This window comes from Spirillospora sp. CA-128828, from assembly GCF_050945415.1.
Lineage (GTDB): Bacteria > Actinomycetota > Actinomycetes > Streptosporangiales > Streptosporangiaceae > Spirillospora.
In genome coordinates, this window is sequence record NZ_CP191986.1 from 438,980 (window position 1) to 461,170 (window position 22,191).

The following is a 22,191-nucleotide window of genomic DNA, read 5'->3' on the forward strand; positions in this document are numbered from 1 at the left end:
CGAACGAGCACTCCGGATCGTGGCGGAGGTATCCCGGGCGTGCTAACACGAGTGCTAACAACAGTCCTGGACGAGCCTGGACACGGGTAGAGCCAGAGGACGCGACGGAGGGGCTCCAGGGCAGGCCAGGGGACGGATCTGGACGGGTGCGGATCTTGTTCGTGAGACTCGTAATGAATCGATCACGTGCCAGCGCCCGGAGACCGGATGATCACGAGAGGCAGGTGGAGCGGCCCCCGGCGAGGCCGGGGACCGCTCCTGATGTGTCACTCGGGTACTACTGGCCCGAGCCACCCGAAGGCGACTCCGACTCGTCCTTCGACGGCTCCGAGCCTTCTTGCGAGTTACCGGATCCGTTCATCGTGTACCTCCAGTTGTTGTGGGCACCCTGAGCGGCGCCCCCACGCGTACCGTCCGGATCTTGCTCTGACCGGCACGTTGCCGCCTTGGGGCTGGGGCCCTCTGTGAGCGAGCGAGCACCCGGAACGCCGTGTGCCTCTGCGGCCGTGGGCCAGGGCCGGCGGCAGGAGGGGGGTTCGGTGCAGGTCAGCGGCTACGTTGGCGGGCAATTAGCGGGCAATTAGTCAGGGTGATCTAGGGGCACTCACGGTCACTCGTGGCAGGCTCGGCCGCCAGGTCAGCCGCCTCAGGAGGTGTGATCGGTTTGGTTCCCAAGCTGACAGCGCGGGTTCGATTCCCGTCACCCGCTCACCCAGAAGGCCGAGGTCAGCGGCCTTCTCGTAGTCGGTCGGGACCGGGCCGTCGTGGAGTCGCAGCCGCAGCCGCATGTGCCAGCCGAGCCGGGTGGGTCGCAGGACGCCGAGGCGGGGAGCGCGCTCGACGTCGACTCGCCGCACTCGCCGCTTCTGCTCCACTACCGTGGCCGCCGACCGGGACGCCGGCCCCCCACCGGGATGGCGTCGAGGGTGAGCGTGCCCGTTGTCAGCGGCCAGTTGGGGTTCCCCACTGATTGGCTGGACCGCCCCGGCATCCCGGAGTTCGCAGGGTCCCTGTAGCCTGCCGCGGACGGTCCGGTCGAGGGGCCGCGCAGGCGACCGGGAGGTTTCGTGGACGAGTTGTCGTTCTTGGTCGTCCTCGGGGTCTGCCTCACCGTGGCCGGGATCGTCCTGCTGGTCAGAGCCAGGCTGTTCCGTGCCCGCGCGGTGCGCGTCTCCGGACGGATCACCAAGCTCGACGTCATCTTCGGGGAGAACGGGAGCACCATCCGGGAGACGACCGTCGAGTTCGTCACCGAGGACGGGCGCGAGATCACGACCAAGGGCGGCGACATCGGGACGCAGCGCCTGCGTGAGGGGAGCCCGGTCAAAGTCCTGTACCAACCCAAGAAGCCCACCGTGGCCTTTGTTGAGGGCACGTCGATGCGTGGCGGCTGGGTCGGCGGAGTCTTCGTCTGTTTCGGGCTATGCTTCACGCTCGCCTTCGTCCTGTCCCTGCTCTTCGGCCCCGAATGAACGATATGACCCGGCACGCCTTGGCCGCCGGTCCGCGGACGGTCTTGGGGGGCGAGCCACGCTTGCGCCTCGAAGGCCATGACCGGCGGATGCCTGCCGCATCGTCCGCGGTGGCCTCGCCCTGATGTTCCTCGGCATCAGCCCTTTGTGCGCCCTACTTCTTCGCCTTCTCTGAAGGCATCTCCGGCCCGATGTTTGGCTAGGACATCCCCCACAGGTCCGAGACCCTGGCCAGGTCCCATGGGCGCCCTCCATAGCCGGCGGTACTGGAAACACCGTCGTGCTGCGTCTCCGGCAGGGGCACCGTGCCGGACCACACTCAACGGAGAGTGACATCGCAACTGGCCGTACGTGGGGAATCTGGACTGGCCGCTGTCAGCCCGTGCGGGATAGGCGGCGACGGGCCACGAGGGCAGGAGAGTGCCCAGGTAAGCGGTTGGGGCGCCGGGCCATTAGCGGGCCATTAGGCAGGGTGATCAAGGGGCATTCACGGTCACTTGCGGTACGGTGCGAGGCCAGGTCAGCGGGTGCAGCAGGCAAGATCGAAACTATTCCCAAGCTGACAGCGCGGGTTCGATTCCCGTCACCCGCTCCCAAGTCGAAGGCCCAGACCAGTGACTCCTCACTGACGCTGGGCGTCTTTCGTTCATCAGCCACCGTGCCCGCTACATGCCCGATCGCTTGATCTTGCTCTGCTTCTGGGCCTTCTGAGCTCTCGCTTGGTCATCTTGCCGAGCGACGAGGCGATCTCGCGGTCACGCTCTCGCCGCGCGTGAAGGTAGACCTCCGCGGCCCGCGTAGACGTGTGTCCCCTCCGGTTCATCAGCTCAGCCAGCGAGGCCCCGGACTCAGCCGCGTAGGTGTTGCCCGTGTGCCTCAGGTCATGGAGATGGATCGCACCGATCTCCAGCTCTGCCTTCTCCAGCGCCCGAGCCCACGATGCAAAGGCGTTCCGCACCCAGGCCATGGCCTGGGTGCGGAACATGGTCACGCTAGAACCTCTCGGTCCCGGCTCAGCTGGCCACGGGCATGACCTGCATGGTGCGCGTCGGCGAGTTCTCCCCGTCCTCCGCACAGCGCAGCACGCCGTAGGTGCCCGAGACGATGCGCTGGCAGAGAGCACAGACGGTGACCTCCTGCGGCCACACGGCCGACCCTCTGCCTCGGTCGCGCCGGACAGGTGACGGCCCAGCGCCTCGCCGAACTCGCGCACGACGTTGATGACCCTTTCGTGGCTGTCGGGGTCGTAGTTGGCGTCTTCACCCGGAACGAACCACTGATGGCTGCTGACGACCACCCGGTCGTACGACGCGTCCGGCCGGATGAACTCTTCATCCCGCGAGGGGCTGACGAGCAGGCCGAAGTCCGCGTAGCCCCACTGGCGGATGCGGTAGACGTCGCCGTCCACGTAGTCGTGGGCGGTGTGGAACTCCTCGCCGGTCTGCTCGGCGACCGCCTTGACGATGGCCATGATCTCCGCGCCCCTGAGGGAGCGCCCCAGCGAAACGGTCATTGAAGTCATTTCAGCCTCCTCGGCCTTTTGGTTTCGCGCCACGGTGTAGCTTTGTGGCTTCGTTACGGAAGACCGTGTTCGCTGGGCCGATGTCGGCAACCCAGCAGCCATCACCGCGGTACCGGCATCCGTGCTCGTGCCGCTCGGCGTTCGGCGACGCAACATCCGCCCACATCACCAGGGCTGCCGGCCTCCGCGCTCAGCGAGCCAAGGCGGCTAGGACTAGCCGCGCACGACGCTTGAAGCTCTTGCCCGTGGTGACCACCCAGGTCACCGCTAGGCCGTCGTGCCATTAGCGTGCCATTAGGGGCGGTCAGTGAGGGCACTCACGGTCACTTGCGGGACGGTCGAACGCCAGGTCAGCGAGGGTGACAGCCGAGTTCGCAATGGTTCCCAAGCTGACAGCGCGGGTTCGATTCCCGTCACCCGCTCCACTGAGAAGGCCCAGTTCAGGGAGATGATCCCCGAACCTGGGCCTTGATCGTTTCTGGCTCAGAACGCCGCCGTGCAATCAACGTGCAATTAGGCCACCGGTACCAGAGGCTGGTTGCGCCACCGTCTCACTCCTCACCGCTCAGTCTCCCTCCCGCCCCTGAGCGAGGGTGAAGCTTGAGGCTTGTGCCGGAGCGGTTGCCACGGCGGAGGCTTGGGGAGATGTGCCGAAGGTACTCTGGGTGAGTATCCGTACCGACCCCGACCGGAGGCACCCAGGAGCCATGCCCGCAATGACTCTTCCGCTGCCGTCCGGTGACACCTGGACCCGGGCGGACTACGAGGCGCTGCCCGAAGACCTCCCAGTACGCGTGAGCCTCATCCACGGAGAACTTGTCGTGAGCCCACGGCCCCGCCCGATCCACCAGCGCATCGCGCGGCGCCTGGCGACCCGCATCGAAGACGCCGCCCCCGACGCCTGGCAGGTGGACACGGATGTGGACGTGCTCCTGGACGACGACGAGGTGGAACCGGTCGAGATCGCTCCCGACATCGTCGTGTACTCGACCGAGCACGACCCCTATGACCGGCCTATCCATGCCGAGTCGGTCACCCTCGTCGCCGAGGTGGTATCCCCGTCGACCAAGCGTAAGGACCGGCGGATGCAACCGGCCCTGTATGCGGCAGCCGGCATCAGGCACTACTGGCGCGTTGAGACCGACCAGACCGCACCGGCGTTCGCGGTCTACACCTATGAGCTGGACGACTCCAGCGGCGCATATGTCGCCACCGGCGTGCACCACGACCGGATCACAGCGACCCAGCCCTTCGCCCTCGACATCGACCTCAAGTCCGTTCGCGAACGCTGACATCGTGTAGCGCGAGGCAGCCCGCCAGGACAGCCGCCTGGAGAGGCGGTGATCGCTGTAGGGGTCGGACCGGAGCGCGGTGCCAGCCTTGCGGCTGGTCCGTTTCTCCGGCCCGCCCTCCGAACCCGGCGTGCGACTCTCACCGCACCGGGCTCTCCACAGGTTCATGCCGTTGGTGATGGCTCTGCTGTTAGCCGTGACCAGGGTGTTGGGATGTCCCAGGCCCGCCAGCGATACCGGGTGACCGGCATCATTCCGGCGTCCAGGAGCGTGATCCCATCTGCGGTGAACTCCCAGCCGCCGTTCATTAGCCGGGTCCGCATCTTCTTCCACGACAGGCCACCGTGCCTCTTACGCAGCCACCACCAGACGCGGTGCCATACGTATTGGGCCAAGTAGCTGAACGTCCGTTTGGACGAGCCGTGGCGGAAGAAGTTGCACCATCCTCGGATCACCGCGTTGAGGCGGATCAACAGGATTCTCAGGTTCGACTGTCCTGGGTGGATCACTGCCCGCACCTTGGCGATGATGGAGTTCAGCGCCTTCTTACTCGGATAGGTGTAGACGGTCCACGTCTGGGTTCCGCGTTTTCGGCGCCGCTGGATGTGGTGCCCCAGGAACACGAAACCGTCGTCGATGTGGGTAACCAGGGTCTTGCTCTCCGACAGGCGCAAGCCCATCGGAGTCAGAACCCCGGCGGCCTCCTCCCTCAGCTGCTCCGCGTCAGCACGAGTCCCGTTGACCATGGCGACCCAGTCGTCCGCGTAGCGGACGAGTCGCCAGTTCGCCAGACCCTTCTGCCGCCGAGCGTCCCTCTGCCTGACCGTCGCCATCGACCGTTGATGCTGGTCCATGAACCAGTCGTCCAGCACCGACAACGCGATGTTGGACAGCAGCGGCGACAGGATGCCCCCTTGCGGAGTACCGGCGGTCGTCTCCTGCCGCTGGCCGAGCTCGGTAAGGATCCCGGCCTTGCAGAACGCCTTCACCAGCGCCAGCACGCGCTTGTCTCCGATTCGTCTGCGCACCCGGTCCATCAGGGCCGTGTGCGAGATGGTGTCGAAGCACGCCTCGATGTCCGCCTCCAGCACCCATGTGTAGCGATGGGAGCCCATGTGGTGAATCTCAGCGATCGCGTCATGCGCACGCCGGTTCGGGCGGAACCCAAACGAGCACGGCTGGAACTCCGCCTCGAAGATTGGTTCCATGACCAGCTTCAGCGACGCCTGAACGACCCTGTCAGCGAGCACGGGGATGCCCAGCCGGCGCTTCTTGGAAGAGCGCGGCTTGGGAATCATTCGCTCTCGGACCGGCAGCGGCTCGAACGTGCGGCAGCGCAATTGCTCCCGCAACCCGTTCAGGAACGTCTCCTCGCCCCATCCGGCAGGGATGTCGCGGGCTATCAGCCCATCGACGCCTGCCGTCCGAGACCCGGTATTACTCCGGACCCGACGCCACACCATCACGAGGAACGCCGGGTCAGCGACCAGATTGAACAGATCATCAAACCGCCGAGAGGAATCCTCACCGGCCCAACGGTGCAGCTTGTTCTGAATACTCAGTACCCGCCACTCGGCCAGTTCCGGCTCAAGCAGCAGTTCGCCCATATTCACAGGCGACCTCCTGACATGACGTCCCTACCTGCTGAAACTGCTGCCTGCCTTCCCCATGTGCGCGGCTCTCCCGCGCTCGGAGTACTACGCAGGCTCCGCCCCACCACGCACCTTCGGCGGACGACACGCCTATCCCCAGCCCGTCCTTGGAAGAGACGGACCGGGGAGCAGTACGAGATGGTTCCCACGTTCACTGTTGACCGTTTGTGGGAGGAGGTGTCCAGCTATGCCCCTGCGGCATCGCTCTGGCTACGCCGTAGTCCTTCACCAGAGCCTCCCGACCAAGCGCGACAACCGGCCCAGGAGTTCCCCACCAGGCATCGCCCGGCGGGTGCGCACCGCTACCCAGCCCATATCCGCCAGATTTGAGCTGGTGGAAGCCTTGAAGGGCGTTACACCACTGGTTCCTCACGTACACCTTTCCCACTCGTTAACCGGACCCGTGCCATCTGGCAGTACCGGCACGTCCCGACGTTGTCGAGGCTGCTCCCGCCCTCACCCGTGTCTCCGGGATCAGGCTGCCTCCAACTTCAACGACCCGCTACGACGGGCCATCAGCGGAGTCCTTTCACCTCCGCACGGTCAAACAGCGCCTCGTGGCGCACGCCATGCGGCTTCCGGTGTTCGGGCCTGGCCGACCTTGTGCTCCGGGTCCACTTGCCCTCGGGCGATTCGGAGTGCTGTCGGTTCCCATCAGGCCGAGGATGCGCAGTTCAGCGGCTATGGTGGCGGGCCATTAGTGGGAATTGGCCAGGGTGATCAAGGGGATCTCACGACCGAGTCTGGTCGACACCTATGGCCCCAGTCAGGTCGGCCCCGGTCAGATCCGCTCCGGTCAGCGTCGCGCCGGAAAGGTCGGCATCCTTCAGCACGGTGTCGGCGAGGGTTGTGTGGGACAGATCGCATCCGGCGAGCGTGGCACCTTCAAGGTTGGAGCCCACGAAGCAGAACCTGCTCAGGTTCTGGCCGGCCAGGTCAGCACCCCGGAGATCGACCTTTTCCAGTTCGATGCCGGTTCCCGGCAGGATCATCGTCCGGCGGCTGAGAGCCGCCATGGCTCCCCCGATGTCATCGCGCAGCCCACCGGTATAGCTCCGCCGTTCGGCCTCAATCTCCTCCAACGGCCGTGACGGCGGCCACGGCGCCTGCTGCCGGACGAAGCCGGCCAGCAGCGCCGCGATGTGGCCTCGGTAGTGCGGGGCGGCCCCGGCGATCTGCTCCATGGCGTACACACCGCCTTGTCGCACGACCACTTCTTCGCTCGACAACTGCTCAAGGGCCTTGGTGAACAGGTCAATGAACTGGCCTTCCCGGCTGACGCGTATCTGACGCAACGTCACGGCCGCACCCAGCCCCACCCCGCCCAGGGCGACCAGAGCCGCCAGGCCCTGCAGTACGGTCGCCCGTACGTCGTTTGTGGCCTTCAACCGGTCGGCTGCCGACAGGGTGGCCAGACCGTGCGCACCAAGGTCATGCCGGACGATCCAGCCAGGAGCAAACGCGACACACCCGCCGAGCACAACACCCACCACGATGGTGATCACAACAGTCCACGCAGCGATCCGCCTCATGCCCGTGACGGTACGAGCAGGACCGCCATCGTGACCATGGGGCGACGAGTATCGGGGTGTGCTGGGGATTCCGTAGGTCCGTCCACCGTCGAGCAGGACCGGAAGGCGCTCAGCCACCTCATCGAGTGCGACGCCGACCCGTTCGAGGTCGAGGTGTACGAGCTGGCAGCCGACCCGCGTGCCTCGCTCGTCGACCGTGCCCAGCGGAGAAAGGCCGGGCAGTACGAGCACCGTCTACCTTGGCACCTTCCGCGGGATCACGGTCGTTGCAACTTCTGAAAGGCGGACGGTCGGGGTGCGGGGGTGCCGGACCATGCATGCCTGTACGACTCCGCCGGCCCAAGCGTCGCAGGCCAGGGGACGGGCGATGGGAACGCTAGGCGGCCAGGTCAGCGGAAATCGGCGGGCAATCAGGGGGCATTCCCCAGGGGGATCTACGCGCGCCCTCGTCGCGTCAGGGGCCACGCTGGGTGTCCACGGCCATCGCGTCGCCCCCTTCTTCTTGATCATGTCGATGGCCTGAAGCGCGATGAGTTTTGGGGGGACCGGCGGTCTGAGTCTGCGAGTGATCAGCCACTGAGCACGAGTTGATCGAGCGGTGGACGCTGGGACCGTCCCGGCGGGGGAAGACCCACATGGAGGCACCGGATGCGGAAGTTGATTCTGGGCTTTTACGTCTCACTCGACGGTAAGAGCGCTGACGGGGACAACGGAATCCGGGACGTCATGATGAGCATCGACGACCCCGAGCAGGAAAAGTACTTCGTCAGCCGGCTGTGGGAGGCTGGGGCCTTCCTCATGGGCCGCAACACCTACGAGATCATGGCCGGATACTGGCCCAACTCCGACCACCCGTCCGCCAAGGCCATGAACGAGATCCCCAAGGTCGTGTTCTCCCGCACCCTCGAAACCGCCGACGACTGGCCCGAGACCCGGATTGCCGGCGGTGACACGAGGGAAGAGATCGCCAAGCTCAAGGCCGAGCCCGGCAAGGACCTCGTCGCCGCCGGCGGCACCGAGTTCATGCACTCCCTGATCAAGCTCGGCGTGGTCGACGAGTACCGGCTCTGGGTGCTGCCCGCCGTCACCGGCAAGGGCGCGCCGCTGTTCCCCGAGCTGGATCAGGCCGTGAACCTGCGCTTGGTGAAGAGCACGGCCTTCCCATCCGGAGTCCTCGAACTGGTGTACGCGCCGGCCGACGAGTAAGACCCGGCAAGCGTGCTAACCGAGAATGCCTTGGCCCCACCTGCAGTTCTCGGGTCCTATGACGAAAATGTCCCGGCAGAGAGACCTGAAGTCTCTCTGCCGGGGCACTGGGGTTACCCCGTCCGCGAATGAGATCGGAGCGGGGTTAGGCCATGGGACTACTGGTCCTCTGGGCGGCCGCCCTGCGGCTCACTGCGTAAAGTGCAGCGCGGCCAAGAGCAGTCCGCCGGCTCCGACGTAAGCCACCCAGTTCTTCTTCGGCAGCCCTGCCAGGAAGCCCAGCACGGCAGCGATAGCGACGGCGGGAAGTTTGTTGCCCGCCAGGAGGAGAGTTACGATCCCCACGACGGCCATGGGGATGGCCGCCCAGTCCTTCGTCCTCGCGGCGCGCCCCGCCAGGACGCCCAGCACGGCAGCGACGATTAAGGCAATGTTCATTTCGGACTCTTTTCTTTGTCGTGATGATGAAGGCATGCTCCGGGGAAGACCGTCGTGGCGTCGCCGCCATCGGCAAGCGGGATGGTCGATCTTTCAGGTGAGGTCCCGGGTGGTTGCGCTGGTTGAACCGGAGACTGACACCGCGGCCCCCGCGGCCCGGGACGCTCGTTCGTGCGAGACACTCCGCCACGGGCAGGCGCCGTTCGCGCGAACGAGCACCCTGGACGGGCCGGTGCGGAGCGCTCGGGCTTGCTGACGCGCGTGCTCACGGCGGTCTGGACTGGCTGGACGGTGGCGGAACCGAGTGGTGCACGGAAGGCTGCCGAGCAGGTCAGCGGACGAGGCTGGTCCGCTAGGCGGCTTCCACGTCACAGCCCCCCGTCCGATCTTGGGAGGGGGTTGTTTGACGAGCGCTGGACAGCGTCCGTGGGGACCCTACCGGGGTGGACCACAGCCGCCCGCGCGGCCGCCGCAACCGCCCCCTGCGGCTGGTGTGGGTCCTTCCCAGGCCGACTCCGCCGTGTCGCTTGCTCGGTATGTTCGAGGCAGGGGCAACGGTCGTCTATCTCTCCAGGTGCCGGGTACCGTCCGTCCGTGAACGATGCGGCGATCGAAGCCTTTCTGGACAACCAGCCGGACGCGTCCTGCCGGGTGACCCTGCGTCACCTCGCCAGGCACGATGAGAAGGAGTTCCTTGAGCTGGTGAGTGCCAGTATGGAGCTCCACCGCCCGTGGATGGCTCTGCCGTCCACATCAGAGCAGTTCCAGGCTTACCTCACGCGATACGAGCAGCCCGCCGAGGAATCGGTGCTGATCTGCGTGCGCGACAGTGGAGCCATCGCTGGTGTGGTCAACGTCAACAGCATCATCCGGGGACGGTTTCAATCCGGGTCCATCGCCTACGCTGCCTTCGCGCCCACCGCCGGACAGGGCTACATGACAGAAGGACTCGCGCTGGTCGTGCGCTACGCCTTCGAGCAGTTGCAACTTCACAGGCTCGAAGCCCAGATACAGCCCGATAACCACGCCTCCCTCAGGCTGGTGCGACGAGTCGGCTTCCGGCATGAGGGCTACTCGCCCGAACTGCTGTACATCGATGGAGCCTGGCGAGACCACGAACGATGGGCGATCACGAACACCATGATCGACATCGCGCCCACATCTCCACACGCAACGCTGCCAGAACGCTAGAACCCGTGGATGGCTGCCTGGTGATGGATCAAGCCGTGCAGGCACATCCGGCTGCGGTCTTGGCCTCAGCCGGGGTCTGGGCGGGGTCGAGGGCCTGTTCGTCGGGTGTGCAGCATGCCGAGGTGCCGCAGCAGGCGTCGCCTTCCCCCGTGGCGGCGGTGCTCTTGCCGAGGGTGTCGGCGTCGTCCTTGACCGTGTAGACCTCCCAGGGTTCGCCGCCGGGGCCGTGGACCCAGACCTTGTCCTGGAGGGCGTAGCAGCAGGAGGTGTCGTTCTCCTCCAGGGTGGCCAGTCCGGCGTCGGCGAGCCGCTTGGTCGCGTCGTGGACGAGGCTGGAGTCTTCCACCTCGACGCCGAGGTGATCCATGCGGGTCGGCTCGCCGTTCTCGCCCTCGATCAGGACGAGCTTCAGGGGCGGTTCGGCGACGGCGAAGTTGGCGTAGCCGGGCCGGAGCTTGGCCGGCTCGGTGCCGAACAGCTTGGAGTAGAAGGCGATCGAGCCCTCCAGATCGGACACCCGCAGAGCGAGCTGAACGCGAGACATGTGGAGCCTCCTCCGGTCGAGCGCTGTTTAGACGGTTGTCTAATCAGCTACTGGCCTCAGCTTGCATTGATGGATAGAAGGATGTCAAATTAGAGACATGTCTAAACAGCTGCCGATCTTGACTCCTGGCCCGGCCGCCGCCGACGGCGAGGGGGCATGCTGCACACCGCTGGCGTGTGAACCGTTGAGCGACGCCGCGGCCGGTGAGCTGGCGCCGCTGTTCAAAGCGCTCGCCGATCCGGTGCGGCTGCGGCTGCTGTCGCTGATCGCCTGCCACGAGGGTGGCGAGGCGTGTGTGTGCGACCTGACCGACGCGTTCGAGTTGACCGCGCCGACGATCAGTCATCACCTCAAGGTGCTCAAGCAGGCGGGTCTGGTCGACTCCGAACGGCGCGGGACCTGGGTCTACTACTGGCTCAATCCGGGGGTGCTGGAGCGGTTGTCGGCGGCTCTCGGTTCGCGTGTGCCCGTTCCCGCCGCATCATGACCGGCACTGCGTCCGCCGTGCCCGAGGTGCTGTTCGTGTGCGTCCACGACGCCGGACGCTCTCAGATGGCCGCCGCGCTGCTGGACCACCATGCCGCCGGGCGCGTCCGTGTCCGTTCGGCCGGATCCGCGCCCGCCGACACCGTCAACCCCGCCGTAGCCGAGGTGATGGCCGAGGCGGGGGGTTGACTGGCGAGGCCGTCCAGTCCGCCGACGTGGTCATCACCATGGGCTGCGGCGACACCTGCCCCGTCTTCCCCGGCAAGCGGTATCTGGACTGGCGGCTTCCCGACCCGCCGGCCAGCCTGCCGACAAGATCCGCCCCATTCGCGACGAGATCGACGCCCGCGTTCGCGCCCTGCTCGCCGAACTCCTGCCCGCCGACGCCTGACGATTCCCGGCACCAGGCCCCCGCCCTTCCATATGCACTTTTCATCGTCTATCGTCTATCGTCGATGGACGATGAACGAGGAGAAAGGGCCGCTCGATCGGCCGACCGCCACCGAGTACGCGTCCTGGTTCAAGGCACTGGCCGACCCGACCCGCGTCCAGATCGTGTCCCTCCTCGCCCGCCGGGGACGGCCGATGAACGTCGGCGAGATCGTAGACGCAGTCCATGTCGGCCAGTCGACCGTCTCAGCGCACCTCAAAGTGCTCTCGGACGTGCGGTTCGTCCTGGTCGACCAGCACGGCACCGCCCGCTTTTACCGGATCAACCAGGCGTGCGTGCGGTGCTTCCCCACCGCCGCCGATCTCGTCATGGGGCTCCCGGCCCCCATCACGCCGAGTTGTCCGCCCGAGGGAAACACCTGATGGCTGACCCCAGTACCGCCGCGAACTGCTCGCCGCCAGGCACCATGCCAACTCACCAGCACCAGGACCCCGGCATCACCATCCGCGCCATGCAGCACGCGGACGCCGACCAGGTGCTGGCGATCTACCAGCACGGCTTGGACACCGGACACGCCAGCTTTGAGACGACCGCCCCCACCTGGGAGGCGTTTGACGCCACCAGGCTCGACCAGTACCGGTACGTCGCGACCGACCCCACCGCAGACCCGCGTCACAACGTGCTCGGCTGGATCGCTGCCAGCCCCGGCTCTGACCGGTGCTGCTACGCCGGGGTGGTTGAGCACAGCATCTACGTCCGCCCCAAGGCCCGTGGCCGAGGCATCGGCGCCGCACTGCTGACCACGTTCATCGCCGCCACCGAGGCCGATGGCATCTGGACCATCCAGACCGGTGTCTTCCCCGAAAACACCCCCAGCCTCCGCCTGCACACCAAGGCCGGATTCCGCACTGTCGGGACCCGCCGCCGCCTCGGGCGACTCCACGGTCAATGGCGCGACGTCGTCCTACTCGAACGCCGCAGCTCCGCCGTCCTATGACCCTGCGCCACATCGCGGGGCCACCCGGGCCCTGGTCGTCGTGCAAGCGGTTCGGGGAGCACTCGGCCCTGGCGGCCGAGCACACGGGCGACCGATGGCGTCCTGCTAGCATCACGCCTTGATGATCGAGGTCCCCCCGCCGCCTGGACCCGCCTGGGAGCACGCCCCGACGAGGGAGAACGTGCGCGGGCGGGCGCGCCGGCTTCGGCTGTGGCTCATCGCCACCGTCGCGGCGGCCGTGGCGGTCGTCCCGATCTGTGTGCTGCTCGGCGTACCGGCGCTCATCTTCGTGGCCGAGTTGCTGCTCGTGCTGCTGGCGCTGCCCCTGGAGGCGACGGCGATGGTCGCGCTGCGTCGCACCGAGCGCGTTCTTCGGACGTACGGCTGGGAGGCCTTCCCCGCGTCCTTCGACATGATCTCCGGCGGCGCCGGGCAGCGAGTGACGATCGAGTTCGCGCAGGGGCACACGGCCCCGTTCGGCGGGGGCCTGCTGAACCGCTCTCCCAAGGCCCGGTCTCGGCGGGCGCACCCGGAGCTGGTGTGGTTCGCGGGCGACCGGCGCTTCGGCGGGGTCACCTCCCCGGTGGGCGGCGGGCTCCCCGTGCTGCTCTACCGGCAACGGCGGGCGAAGGGCAAGGCCGCGCGGGGGACTGCGGAGGCCGACGCGCTGGCCCGGAAGGCCGGCCTCGACCGCGCCTCAAGCGGTAACTGAAGGAACCCGCGAGGTCCGACGCTCCGGCGGGCTTTCCGCGGAACGAAAACGGACCGGCCCTGCTCCCTTGGGGGAGCAGGCCGGTCCGGTAGGTGGTGGCCGCCGAAGCGGCGGCGATGGTTCCCACGCGTCGCGGACGACACGAAGGCAGGCCGCTCCCGCAAGCGACCACGCGGGATTCAGTCGGCTTGGGGCCTGGGCCTGACCATCACTGTGGGATAGCCGGGGGGCACAGACCAGTCGCTCGACTCCTCATAGTCGTCGGGGGTCATGAAGCGCCGAACCTCGAACTCGGCGACGGCAGGCCAGGCTTCGCGGGCTTGGCCCAGGAGGTTCTGCTCGGCCTCCTCGACGCTGGTGCCGTCGGGGACCAAGCAGCCCAGGCTCAGCCAGGTGAGTCCGAACCGCGCGGGCTCGTCCTTGCAGTTCATCGGGTTTCTCCCCACTTTTGGACGACCACGTCGTCCAAGATTTGGTTTTCGGCTGTCTACGAGGCAGACAGTCCGGAAGATGGAGCCGATGTCAGAGTCGGTGCAGCAGGTCTGTTTTGAGGTGGGCGACGCTCCGGCACGACAGAGTCCGGCTGTCGGCATAGCGCATACACCCAGTGCGCATGGGCCTTGGCGCAGCCGCGGCCCGGCTGAGGTCACGGTGGACGGCGGCGCGACAGCGTCCGGTCTGTAAGGACGGCCGGGACGATGGCCGTGGCCAGGCCGGCGCCGATCCAGGTGACGGACGTGAGGCCCAAGCCGGCGTTCAGGGCGGTCCCGGCGAGGGCCGGGACGAGGCTGATGCCGAGCTGGAACGCGGACACGGTGGTGGCGCCGGCGAGTGTCGGTGCTTGTGCGGCGATGGTGAACACCCGCCCGTAGATGGCAGGGTTCAGCACGAAGCCGGCGACCCCAAGAAGCAGCACGAGAGGGACGACGGCCGACGCATGACGGGCGAGGGCCGCCAGCAGGATCGAGCTGACCACTATCCCCATCGCCCCTGTCAGAAGTGCCCGGGTGGGCTCCCTGTCGGCGATCCTGCCTCCGATGGACAGGCCTATGAAGGCGCCGACGCCGAACAGCGCGAGGACCGCGGGGACCCACACGCCGGGGACGCCGGTGACGTCGGTCAGAAGCGCCGCGAGGTAGTTGAACGAGATCATGTAGGCGGCGGTGCTCAGGATGGTGGCGGCGTAGACGACCCACAGCTGCGGCCGCCTCATCGTCACCAGCTCCCGCCTCACGCTGGGCTCTGCGTCCGCCCGAGTCGCCGGCACCGCGAGCATGCAAAGGATCGCGCCGGCGGTGGTGAGGGCGACCACGCCCCAGAATCCGCCCCGCCATCCGGTGAAGTAGCTGAGCAGCGCGCCTGCCGGGCCCCCGGCGATCATCGCCAAGCTGAGCCCGCTGACGACGACGCCGGAGGCGCGTGCGGTGCGGTCGGGCGTGACGAGGCCGATCGCGGTGACCGCCGCGACCGCCCAGTACCCCGCGTAGGCGAGGCCGCAGATGAAGCGGGTCGCAAGCAGGACCGTGTAGTCGCCGGTCAGGAGGCCGACCGCCACCGAGACGGCGAAGACGGCCTGCGCGCCGACCAGTGTGGCGCGCCGCGGCCAGCGCAGCGTCATGATGGCGAAGGGAGGCCCGCCGATCACGACACCGACGGCGAACGCGGAGATCAGCGCGCCGGCGGAGGACAGGCTGATCCGGAGGTCGGCGGCGATCTCCGGCAGCACCCCGGCCAGCAGGAACTCCGCGCTGCCCATCGCGAACAGGCTGAACGCGAGCAGGTAGACCCCGAGCGGCAGCCTCCCGCGAGAGATCGGCGCCTGCCGTCGTGCCGTTTCCACGCTCATCGGCCGTCGCCCCGTGCCTCGGCACGACGCCGCTGGACGGCGTGGTCGACGTCCTCCTCCAGCAGGTCGGTGTTGATGGCGAAGGCGGCGGCCGACCCCATGCCTGCGGCGGTGACCACCTGGGCGCGCGGGTCGATGACGTTGCCGGTGGCCCAGACGCCGTCAACGCTGGTGCGGCCTGTGCGGTCGGTGGTGACCCAGCCGTTGCCGTCGTTGGCGCAGCCCAGCCGGGTCAGCAGTTCGTCCTGCGGGACCATGCGTGGGAAGAGGAAGACGGCGGCGCGGGGGACGATCCGGCCGTCGGTGAGAGCGACGCCCTGTAGCCGGTCGTCCTCGGTCACCAGATGTCCGATCCGGCCCTCGACGATGCGCAGGCCGCGCGCCTCCAGCCTTTCCCGGTCCTGCGCCGACAGCTCAAGGGTGTGGGTGAAGAAGACGACGTCGTCGCTCCAGGCGCGCAGGAGCAGGGCCTGGTGCACGGCGCCCGGGCTGGTGCCGAGGACGGCGAGTGGCTGGTCACGGACTTCGTAGGCGTGGCAGTAGGGGCAGTGCAGCAGGTCCTTGCCCCACCGTTCGCGCACGCCGGGGATGTCGGGCAGTTCGTCCCGCAGTCCGGTCGCGATCAGGACCCGGCGGGCCTGGAACACGGGCCCGCCGACCATGCGGACGTCGTAGCCGTGGTCGATCGCCTCGACCCGGCCTTGGACCAGCCGGACGCCGTACCGGGCGATTTCGGCGCGGCCGAGTTCGAGCAGGGTCGCGGGGTCCGAGCCGTCGCGCGACAAGAAGCCGTACATGTGCGAGGCGGGCGCGTTGCGCGGCTCGCCGGCGTCGATCATCATCACTTTGCGGCGGGCCCGCCCCAGAAGGAGGGCGGCATTCAGGCCGGCCGCACCGGCACCGACCACCACCACGTCGTAGGTCCCGTCGCCGGCGGTGCGCGGCGCGCCGCCGGCCAGGTCGTTCGTCGCCTTGATCATGGCGATCACCTCCGCGGCCGATGGTGCGGACCCCGGCGATGAACCGACAACTTCTGTTGCCGATTCTGGGACGCAGGAGGTGAGATGAGCGGATGGACGAGCAAACCCCGATCGCCGCCGCACTGGCCCAGGTCGGTCCCCGTCTCAAGGGCATCCGCACCCGGCGTGGTGTGAGCCTGGCGGCGCTGGCCGAGGCGACCGGCATTTCCAAGAGCACGCTCTCCAGGCTGGAGACGGGCCAGCGCCGCCCCAGCCTGGAGCTTCTGCTGCCCATCGCACAGGCCCACCAGGTGCCGCTGGACGAGCTGGTCGGGGCGCCGGAGGTCGGCGACCCGCGCATCCGAGCCAAACCCCGCGTCCACAACGGCCGCACGGTGATCCCCCTGACACCCCACCCTGGACCCCTGCAGGCTTGGAAATCGATCATCCCGGCCGAACAGAACCGGCCCGAGCCGATCACGCACGAGGGCTATGAGTGGCTGTACGTCCTGTCCGGGCGCCTGCGGCTGGTCCTGGCCGACCACGACCTGATCATGGGACCGGGCGAGGCCGCCGAGTTCGACACCCGCCTGCCGCACTGGTTCGGCCCCGCGGGCGACTCGCCCGTGGAGGTCCTCAACCTGTTCGGTCGCCAGGGGGAACGCGTGCACGTCCGGGCCAGGCCGCACTCCCGGCGAGAACCGGCGTCCTGAGCGGAGGACGTTCCACCGGGTCCATGATCAACATTCAGCGCGGGACGGCGACCAGCGCCATCGGCAGGGACGAGCGCCGGAAATCCACCAGCGGCCGCAGCATCTGAAGCTGGTCACCGTGCACGGCGAGTTCGTAACGTCCGCAGAAGTCCCGCCGGTATCCGCCCGCCGACACCTTCTGGCAGGCGACCGGCCCGCCGTCCAGGTTCAGGGCCAGGCGGAGGTCGAGCCCGGCCCGGGGAAGGAACGCCGCGAGCGAGGGCAGCGAGAAATAGGCGTCGCGGGTGGTGCCGACGACGATCCGCCCGGCGCCGTCCTGGCCGAGGAAGCTGCGGTTGGCCAGCCATCGCTCGTCCGCGCCGGGGGTGCGGCCGTGCCCGTCGGCTCCCAGCAGCATCGGATAGGACACCATCGCCTGACGCGCGCCGCCGGTGACCTGCCGCCAGTCGTGACCGGCGAGATCCACCAGCCGCGCACCGTCCGGGCCGGCGGTCCCGCCGGCCACGAACGCACCGTGCGCGGCCTGGTATGCGGCAGGACCGAGCCGGCGGCCGTCGCTGATCACGGGGGTGTCCGGGACGGCGTCGCGGGAGTAGTAGCTGCCGTTGACGACCAGCGACGCCCCGGTGGCCGTCATCCAGTCGCCGACGTCCCGGTCCCCGGCCGGACGGTTGAGCACCCGGAACCGGTAGCGGGCCGGGTCCATCCGGCTGAGCAGCAGAGCGTCCACGGGCCGGCCGCCGACCCGGACGGGCAGCTCGGCGACGTCCAGCCCGGCGGCGACCTGCCGCCAGCGAACCGGTTCCGCCGGGTCGGGTGTGCGCCGCCCGGCCAGCGACAGCCGGATCCCCGGAGACAGCCGGCGGTCGTCCGGGTCGACGTCGACCCAGATGTTGGCGCCGCGGCGCAGCATCACGTTGACCGCGTACCAGCCGCCCATCCCGTAGGCGACCACGACCGCCGCCGATGCCGCGAGAACGGGGGCCAGCATCAAAGAGACGAGCCACCGCCATCGTCGCCGCCATCGCCAGGGGCGGAGGATTTTTCGGGAGGGGCCCGACTCCGGCCGAGCGTTCATCGACATCTCCGCAGAGTACGGCGGGGCGGGAATGGGGTGACATTTGACCGTTTCCAGCCGCCGGTGGCCTGGGGAAATGGCTTAGGCTCGCTTTCACCCGCTCGGCACCTGTATCTGGCGTGTACAGCGCATACGGAAGGGCCCGACGTGACAGGCGACTCCACCCCTCAGGACCCGGCCCGGCCGCAGCATGTGGATTCCTCCGTGCCGCACACGGCCCGGGTATGGAACTACTGGCTGGGCGGCAAGGACAACTACATCGCCGACCGGAGACTGGGCGACCAGATCCAGGAGGTCATCCCCGACATCGTCGCCTCGGCCCGTGCCGATCGCGGGTTTCTGGGACGTGCGGTCCGCCACCTCGCCGGCGAGGCCGGAATCCGGCAGTTCCTGGACCTCGGGACCGGGCTGCCCACCGCCGGCAACACCCACGAGGTCGCCCAGGCCATCGCGCCGGAGGCCCGCATCGTCTATGTCGACAACGACCGGCTTCTCGAAGCCGTCCCGTCCGGCAGCCATCTGGCGATCGCCCATCCCACCGGAGAGGTCAATGGTGAGGCCGCGCAGCAGGCGGTCGACATGAGCAACGACGCCGGCGTGGCGCCCATGTGCCTGCGCAGCCGTGCGGAGCTGGAGCGCTTCTTCGACGGCCTGGAGCTGCTGGAGCCCGGCGTGGTCTCGTGCTCCCAATGGCGTGCGGACGTCAGAGACGTCGACCGGCCGCCGGCGCCGGTCTACCAGTTCTGCGGTCTGGGCAGAAAGCACTGACGCGCTCTGGTTCCGCTGAATCCTTTCGCGGTCTGCGGGCCTCTTATGGGGTGACGGCGAACACTGGGGAGGAGATGTGGATGGGCGACTTGGTGATGCCGGCGGTGCCGCAGGCGCTCTACGGGACCTCGTTCCGTCGGCAAGGGTGCGGGCGTGGCTGACCGCTCTTGGGTGAGCGCGCAGCTCATCGAGGCGGCACAGGCCGGTGATCGCGAGTCGATCACCGCGGTGGTCTCCTGCGCCCATTCCCACGTGCGGCGCTTCGCGGAGCATCTCTGCGCGTCGCCGCAGGATGCCGAAGACGCCGCGCAGGAAGCGCTGATCATCCTCTACCGGAAGATCGGCTCACTGCGCGCCACCGGGGCGCTGGCATCGTGGATGTTCCGGATCGTCCGGAACGAGTGCCTGCGCCGCGCTCGACTGCTGCTGGAGCGTCGTGAAGAGGCCGAGACCCGTCTGGCGACGTCGGCCGAGGACGAGGCCATCCGGCGGCTGGAGGCCGAGCTCGTCGCGCGGGCGATCCAGGAGTTGCCGGATGTTCAGCGCAGAGTACTGATCATGCGGGACGTACTGGGCCACCCGGGGCGGAGAGTGGCCGAGGCGCTCGGCTTGAGCAACGCCGCGATGAAGTCCCAGCTGCACCGGGCCCGCAGTAGCCTCCGGCTCAGCCTGGCCGACATGAACGGCCCCGCCGAAAACCCGTAAAGACCCCGGGGCCATCGGCATCCGACCTGTGTAGACGGCATTTCCAAAACCCGAGTTCGAAGGGGAGTTCCGCCATGCTCGAAAACGGATCGCCTGCGCCTGACGTAGTGCTGGAGGACACCGACGGCCAGACCGTCCGCCTGTCCGACTACAAGGGCGATCATGCCGTGCTGATCTATTTCATGCGGTCGACGTCGTGCCCGGTCTGCAACAGGCACGTCCATGACCTCGTCCGGTGCCGCAGCGAGTTCGCAGAGGACGATGTTCAGGTGCTCGTCGCGGTTCCCGCGGACCGTCAGGAAGCGCACGCGTGGAAGAACAAGCGCCGTGTCCCGTTCCCCGTCCTCGTGGGTCGCCGAGGGACCCCGCACGAAATGATCGGCCTCAGCAGAAAGGTCTTCGGCTCCCTGCAGCAGTCAGGCAGCGTGCTCATTGATTCCCGGGGCATCGTCCGCCACGCTCACGGCGCCACCATGCCCACCAGCGCCTACGACAAGAAAGGGATCACCGCGGCCATCCAGGGTCTTCGCGCCGATACATGACCGGAAGGGCGACTACCGGGTGCATGACCCCTTGCTGTCGGCGACTCGCAGGTCCAGCGCCGAGCCGTAGTACTTGCTCATGCTCTGGCCGGCGGGCGGGTCCTGGGTGCAGACGGCGCGTTCGAGGTGCGAACCGTCGTCGTATCCCTCGGTCACGAGGGGCTCGCTGCTCACGTACGGGAAGCCGAGCTGCAAGGCGGCCTGTTTCGCCTCATTGCCGGTCTTGCCGACGAAGTTCGGCACCACGGGCCAGTTGGTGACGCGGCCGTCGGGCGGGCAGGGCACCTGCGGGGGCAGGAAGCCGAGTTCCACCTTCTTCGCCTGAGGGTCCTCGACCTGTGTGCAGACGATCCAGGTACCGGAGTAGGACTCACCGTCGAACAGATGACCGTCAGTCAGCGCCCTGAACGCCTTGGTGTAGGCGGGCCAAGAGCGACCAAGCTCGTCGCTGACGGCGTCGAGTGTCCTTCCTTTGAGTGAGGGCAACGCGGGTGACGGACGTTGTGATCCTTCGCCCTTTCCTCCGCTGGAGGTGCTGTCCCCACCCCCGCCCGAGCAGGCCGCCAGGCCGAGCACGGGCACCACCAACAGACCGAGAACAAGGGGCCTGAACCCCACCATGAACCGCTCCCGAGCGTATTCGGACATGACGCCACGATCATGGCCTTCTTCACGCCGCGGGGCAACCGTGCCGGGCGAGTTCAGACCCACTTCGCAATGGGCCTGCCCTTGGTCGAACCGTGAACTCGTAGGCTTCGGTGGTCATGGAGTGCATCTTCTGTGGCCTGCTCCAAACGGGCACCGCGCGTTGGGTCACTCGTGATTCCTCGGCCGCCGCCTTCGTGCCGCTGAGCCCTCTCGCCCCAGGGCACGCTGGTCATCCCGACCGATCACTACGCCGATGTCTTCGACATGCCGCCCGGCCGGCTGGACGGTCGCGCCACCGGATCGCCGCCGATCCGGCGGGACGGCTGGCCGACGCGCTGAGATCACCCGAGTAGGGAAGCCCGCACGGGCCGTTCGGTGAGGAAGAACGCTTCCGGCCGGACCAGCCGGCCGGAAGCGCTGCCGTACTCCGGAGGCCCACGATGATGCCGAGACTCCGGTAATTAGTCGATCTTCTCGTAGTAGGGGCAGTACTCGCACTTGTAGCGACCGACGATGCCGGCCTTCCTCAGGTCGTGCTTGCCGTCGGGGCTCCTGAGGCAGAACCTCTTATGGAAAATGATGCCCCGCAGGAGGTGCCATAGGGTGCGCCACATTTCTGCTCCCGAGTCTCGTTTCCGGCCATATTCAGTGGCCAACCTCGCCCGGTTGGTAAGGTCATCCGCTACAGTCCGGACGAAGGGATGCCTGTCAAACTGTGGCTGTTCATTTCCGTGTCGGCCACACCGCCTTTCATTAAGGGTTAACGTCGCCGCCACCGGCTCTTAACCCTTCAGTGGCCCACTTCTCGGATGACTCGTCGGCGGAGCTACGCGAGGATGCCCGGGTGGCTTTTGTGTAGCGCGATCATCGCCGCCACGAGGCGCAGGTCAAGCCACGGAACGAAGAGCCGATAGCCTTCGGTCGAAGCGTCGAAGCTCAGCACCTTCTCACCGTTCAACCGCCATTCGACGCTGCGGGGCATGCGCGCGATGTCGCCGCTGGCGGAGATCAAGCTGCCCAGGATGATGAGCAGCCAGAGCGGGGACAGCGACCACCAGACCCACCACCAGAACAGGCGGCCCTTGGCCCCTTCGACGGACGGGCCCACGGCCGGCCGGAGGTTCCAGCGGGTACGTCGGGGCGGGAACAGCGACGCCTTGTCCAGACGTATCGTTCCGAGCGCCTCGCCGGACGGCCCCCACACCTCATATTCGGTGCACCGGCGGCTGGTGGCGGCCTTCGTGGTGACGACGGCGAGCCGCCGCGACCGGTGTGGATCCTCCCAGAGGGCCAGGGTCCGCGCGTTCTTCGGTCGCCTGCTCGCGCCGTCGGCGGAGTTTCCGAGCGCGGGGTCCGCCTCGACGTATGCGAGAGCACGCATGCTGTTCTGGTCACCGATGCGTACCTCCCGCAAGTCGGGCGCGCTTTCGTGTCCAGAGCCCTTCTTCCGGCGCCCGGCCGCGGGTGCGTGATACGACAGAGTGGTAACCAACTGCG

General features: G+C 67.8%; 23 protein-coding genes and 1 pseudogene. 13 read left to right on the plus strand and 11 right to left on the minus strand.

The features are described 5' to 3' along the window. Positions 1-1,067: 1,067 nt before the first annotated feature. Positions 1,068-1,472 carry a DUF3592 domain-containing protein gene (locus ACQPXG_RS02400; protein ID WP_433465942.1) on the plus strand — a complete coding sequence of 135 codons (405 nt, stop codon included), beginning with the start codon at positions 1,068-1,070 and terminating at the stop codon, positions 1,470-1,472. Positions 1,473-2,121: 649 nt separating this feature from the next. Here ACQPXG_RS02400 and ACQPXG_RS02405 read toward each other — a convergent pair. Beyond that, entirely contained in the window at positions 2,122-2,985 is an 864-nt protein-coding gene (locus ACQPXG_RS02405) for a tyrosine-type recombinase/integrase (protein ID WP_433465943.1), read from the minus strand. A 725-nt stretch (positions 2,986-3,710) separates the two neighbouring features. Between ACQPXG_RS02405 and ACQPXG_RS02410 the strand changes: the two genes are divergently transcribed. Further along, entirely contained in the window at positions 3,711-4,286 is a 576-nt protein-coding gene (locus ACQPXG_RS02410) for a Uma2 family endonuclease (RefSeq protein ID WP_433465944.1), read from the plus strand. 164 nt (positions 4,287-4,450) lie between these two features. Here ACQPXG_RS02410 and ltrA read toward each other — a convergent pair whose 3' ends face one another. Continuing rightward, on the minus strand, positions 4,451-5,893 hold the full coding sequence (gene ltrA / locus ACQPXG_RS02415; RefSeq protein ID WP_433465945.1) for a group II intron reverse transcriptase/maturase: 1,443 nt from the start codon (positions 5,891-5,893) through the stop codon (positions 4,451-4,453). A gap of 776 nt (positions 5,894-6,669) precedes the next feature. Then, positions 6,670-7,470, minus strand: a complete 801-nt coding sequence (locus ACQPXG_RS02420; RefSeq protein ID WP_433465946.1) for a pentapeptide repeat-containing protein — start codon at positions 7,468-7,470, stop codon at positions 6,670-6,672. A gap of 648 nt (positions 7,471-8,118) precedes the next feature. On the opposite strand from ACQPXG_RS02420, the gene ACQPXG_RS02425 reads away from it, so the two are divergent. Further along, on the plus strand, positions 8,119-8,676 hold the full coding sequence (locus ACQPXG_RS02425) for a dihydrofolate reductase family protein (protein ID WP_433465947.1): 558 nt from the start codon (positions 8,119-8,121) through the stop codon (positions 8,674-8,676). A gap of 189 nt (positions 8,677-8,865) precedes the next feature. Here ACQPXG_RS02425 and ACQPXG_RS02430 read toward each other — a convergent pair whose 3' ends face one another. Beyond that, positions 8,866-9,114 (minus strand): hypothetical protein, encoded by a 249-nt coding sequence (locus ACQPXG_RS02430; RefSeq protein WP_433465948.1) that lies wholly within the window; start codon positions 9,112-9,114, stop codon positions 8,866-8,868. A 594-nt stretch (positions 9,115-9,708) separates the two neighbouring features. Here ACQPXG_RS02430 and ACQPXG_RS02435 point away from each other — a divergent pair. Then, positions 9,709-10,305 (plus strand): GNAT family N-acetyltransferase, encoded by a 597-nt coding sequence (locus ACQPXG_RS02435; protein ID WP_433465949.1) that lies wholly within the window; start codon positions 9,709-9,711, stop codon positions 10,303-10,305. Between the two features lie 28 nt (positions 10,306-10,333). Here the strand turns inward: ACQPXG_RS02435 and ACQPXG_RS02440 are convergent, their stop codons facing one another. Next, the gene (locus ACQPXG_RS02440) at positions 10,334-10,849 is read right to left on the minus strand and encodes an ArsI/CadI family heavy metal resistance metalloenzyme (protein WP_433465950.1); all 516 of its coding nucleotides are present in this window, start codon (positions 10,847-10,849) and stop codon (positions 10,334-10,336) included. Between the two features lie 97 nt (positions 10,850-10,946). On the opposite strand from ACQPXG_RS02440, the gene ACQPXG_RS02445 reads away from it, so the two are divergent. The 5 genes and pseudogenes from ACQPXG_RS02445 to ACQPXG_RS02465 all read left to right on the plus strand — a co-directional run bounded on the left by ACQPXG_RS02445 (position 10,947) and on the right by ACQPXG_RS02465 (position 13,435). Further along, positions 10,947-11,336 (plus strand): ArsR/SmtB family transcription factor, encoded by a 390-nt coding sequence (locus tag ACQPXG_RS02445; RefSeq protein WP_433465951.1) that lies wholly within the window; start codon positions 10,947-10,949, stop codon positions 11,334-11,336. Beyond that, positions 11,333-11,726, plus strand: a pseudogene (locus ACQPXG_RS02450) (phosphotyrosine protein phosphatase). The gene ACQPXG_RS02445 and the pseudogene ACQPXG_RS02450 overlap by 4 nt, the downstream one beginning before the upstream one ends. Before the next feature lie 71 nt (positions 11,727-11,797). Further along, positions 11,798-12,148 carry an ArsR/SmtB family transcription factor gene (locus tag ACQPXG_RS02455; protein WP_433465952.1) on the plus strand — a complete coding sequence of 117 codons (351 nt, stop codon included), beginning with the start codon at positions 11,798-11,800 and terminating at the stop codon, positions 12,146-12,148. Continuing rightward, the gene (locus ACQPXG_RS02460) at positions 12,148-12,723 is read left to right on the plus strand and encodes an N-acetyltransferase family protein (protein WP_433465953.1); all 576 of its coding nucleotides are present in this window, start codon (positions 12,148-12,150) and stop codon (positions 12,721-12,723) included. Before ACQPXG_RS02455 ends, ACQPXG_RS02460 begins: the two co-directional genes overlap by 1 nt. A 121-nt stretch (positions 12,724-12,844) precedes the next feature. Beyond that, a complete protein-coding gene (locus ACQPXG_RS02465; protein WP_433465954.1) occupies positions 12,845-13,435 on the plus strand; it encodes a hypothetical protein in 591 nt (196 codons plus the stop codon). A 179-nt stretch (positions 13,436-13,614) separates the two neighbouring features. Here the strand turns inward: ACQPXG_RS02465 and ACQPXG_RS02470 are convergent, their stop codons facing one another. The 3 genes from ACQPXG_RS02470 to ACQPXG_RS02480 all read right to left on the minus strand — a co-directional run bounded on the left by ACQPXG_RS02470 (position 13,615) and on the right by ACQPXG_RS02480 (position 16,261). Next, positions 13,615-13,866 carry a hypothetical protein gene (locus tag ACQPXG_RS02470; protein WP_433465955.1) on the minus strand — a complete coding sequence of 84 codons (252 nt, stop codon included), beginning with the start codon at positions 13,864-13,866 and terminating at the stop codon, positions 13,615-13,617. Positions 13,867-14,081: 215 nt separating this feature from the next. After that, a complete protein-coding gene (locus tag ACQPXG_RS02475) occupies positions 14,082-15,281 on the minus strand; it encodes a Cmx/CmrA family chloramphenicol efflux MFS transporter (RefSeq protein ID WP_433465956.1) in 1,200 nt (399 codons plus the stop codon). Further along, entirely contained in the window at positions 15,278-16,261 is a 984-nt protein-coding gene (locus ACQPXG_RS02480; protein WP_433465957.1) for an NAD(P)/FAD-dependent oxidoreductase, read from the minus strand. The genes ACQPXG_RS02475 and ACQPXG_RS02480 overlap by 4 nt, the downstream gene beginning before the upstream one ends. 92 nt (positions 16,262-16,353) lie before the next feature. Here ACQPXG_RS02480 and ACQPXG_RS02485 point away from each other — a divergent pair, with 92 nt between their 5' ends. Further along, complete coding sequence (locus ACQPXG_RS02485; RefSeq protein WP_433465958.1) at positions 16,354-16,953, plus strand: helix-turn-helix domain-containing protein; 600 nt, start codon at positions 16,354-16,356, stop codon at positions 16,951-16,953. Positions 16,954-16,987: 34 nt separating this feature from the next. On the opposite strand, the gene ACQPXG_RS02490 is transcribed toward ACQPXG_RS02485, so the two are convergent. Next, complete coding sequence (locus tag ACQPXG_RS02490) at positions 16,988-17,944, minus strand: phosphodiester glycosidase family protein (RefSeq protein ID WP_433465959.1); 957 nt, start codon at positions 17,942-17,944, stop codon at positions 16,988-16,990. Positions 17,945-18,178: 234 nt separating this feature from the next. Here ACQPXG_RS02490 and ACQPXG_RS02495 point away from each other — a divergent pair, with 234 nt between their 5' ends. The 3 genes from ACQPXG_RS02495 to ACQPXG_RS02505 all read left to right on the plus strand — a co-directional run bounded on the left by ACQPXG_RS02495 (position 18,179) and on the right by ACQPXG_RS02505 (position 20,046). After that, complete coding sequence (locus tag ACQPXG_RS02495; RefSeq protein WP_433465960.1) at positions 18,179-18,799, plus strand: SAM-dependent methyltransferase; 621 nt, start codon at positions 18,179-18,181, stop codon at positions 18,797-18,799. 171 nt (positions 18,800-18,970) lie between these two features. Beyond that, the gene (locus ACQPXG_RS02500) at positions 18,971-19,504 is read left to right on the plus strand and encodes an RNA polymerase sigma factor (RefSeq protein ID WP_433465961.1); all 534 of its coding nucleotides are present in this window, start codon (positions 18,971-18,973) and stop codon (positions 19,502-19,504) included. 74 nt (positions 19,505-19,578) lie between these two features. After that, positions 19,579-20,046, plus strand: a complete 468-nt coding sequence (locus ACQPXG_RS02505) for a peroxiredoxin family protein (protein WP_433465962.1) — start codon at positions 19,579-19,581, stop codon at positions 20,044-20,046. 12 nt (positions 20,047-20,058) lie between these two features. On the opposite strand, the gene ACQPXG_RS02510 is transcribed toward ACQPXG_RS02505, so the two are convergent. Together ACQPXG_RS02510 and ACQPXG_RS02515 are read right to left on the minus strand one after the other, a co-directional pair. After that, positions 20,059-20,694 (minus strand): PASTA domain-containing protein, encoded by a 636-nt coding sequence (locus tag ACQPXG_RS02510; RefSeq protein WP_433465963.1) that lies wholly within the window; start codon positions 20,692-20,694, stop codon positions 20,059-20,061. A gap of 826 nt (positions 20,695-21,520) precedes the next feature. After that, complete coding sequence (locus tag ACQPXG_RS02515; RefSeq protein WP_433465964.1) at positions 21,521-22,108, minus strand: hypothetical protein; 588 nt, start codon at positions 22,106-22,108, stop codon at positions 21,521-21,523. Positions 22,109-22,191: the final 83 nt, after the last annotated feature.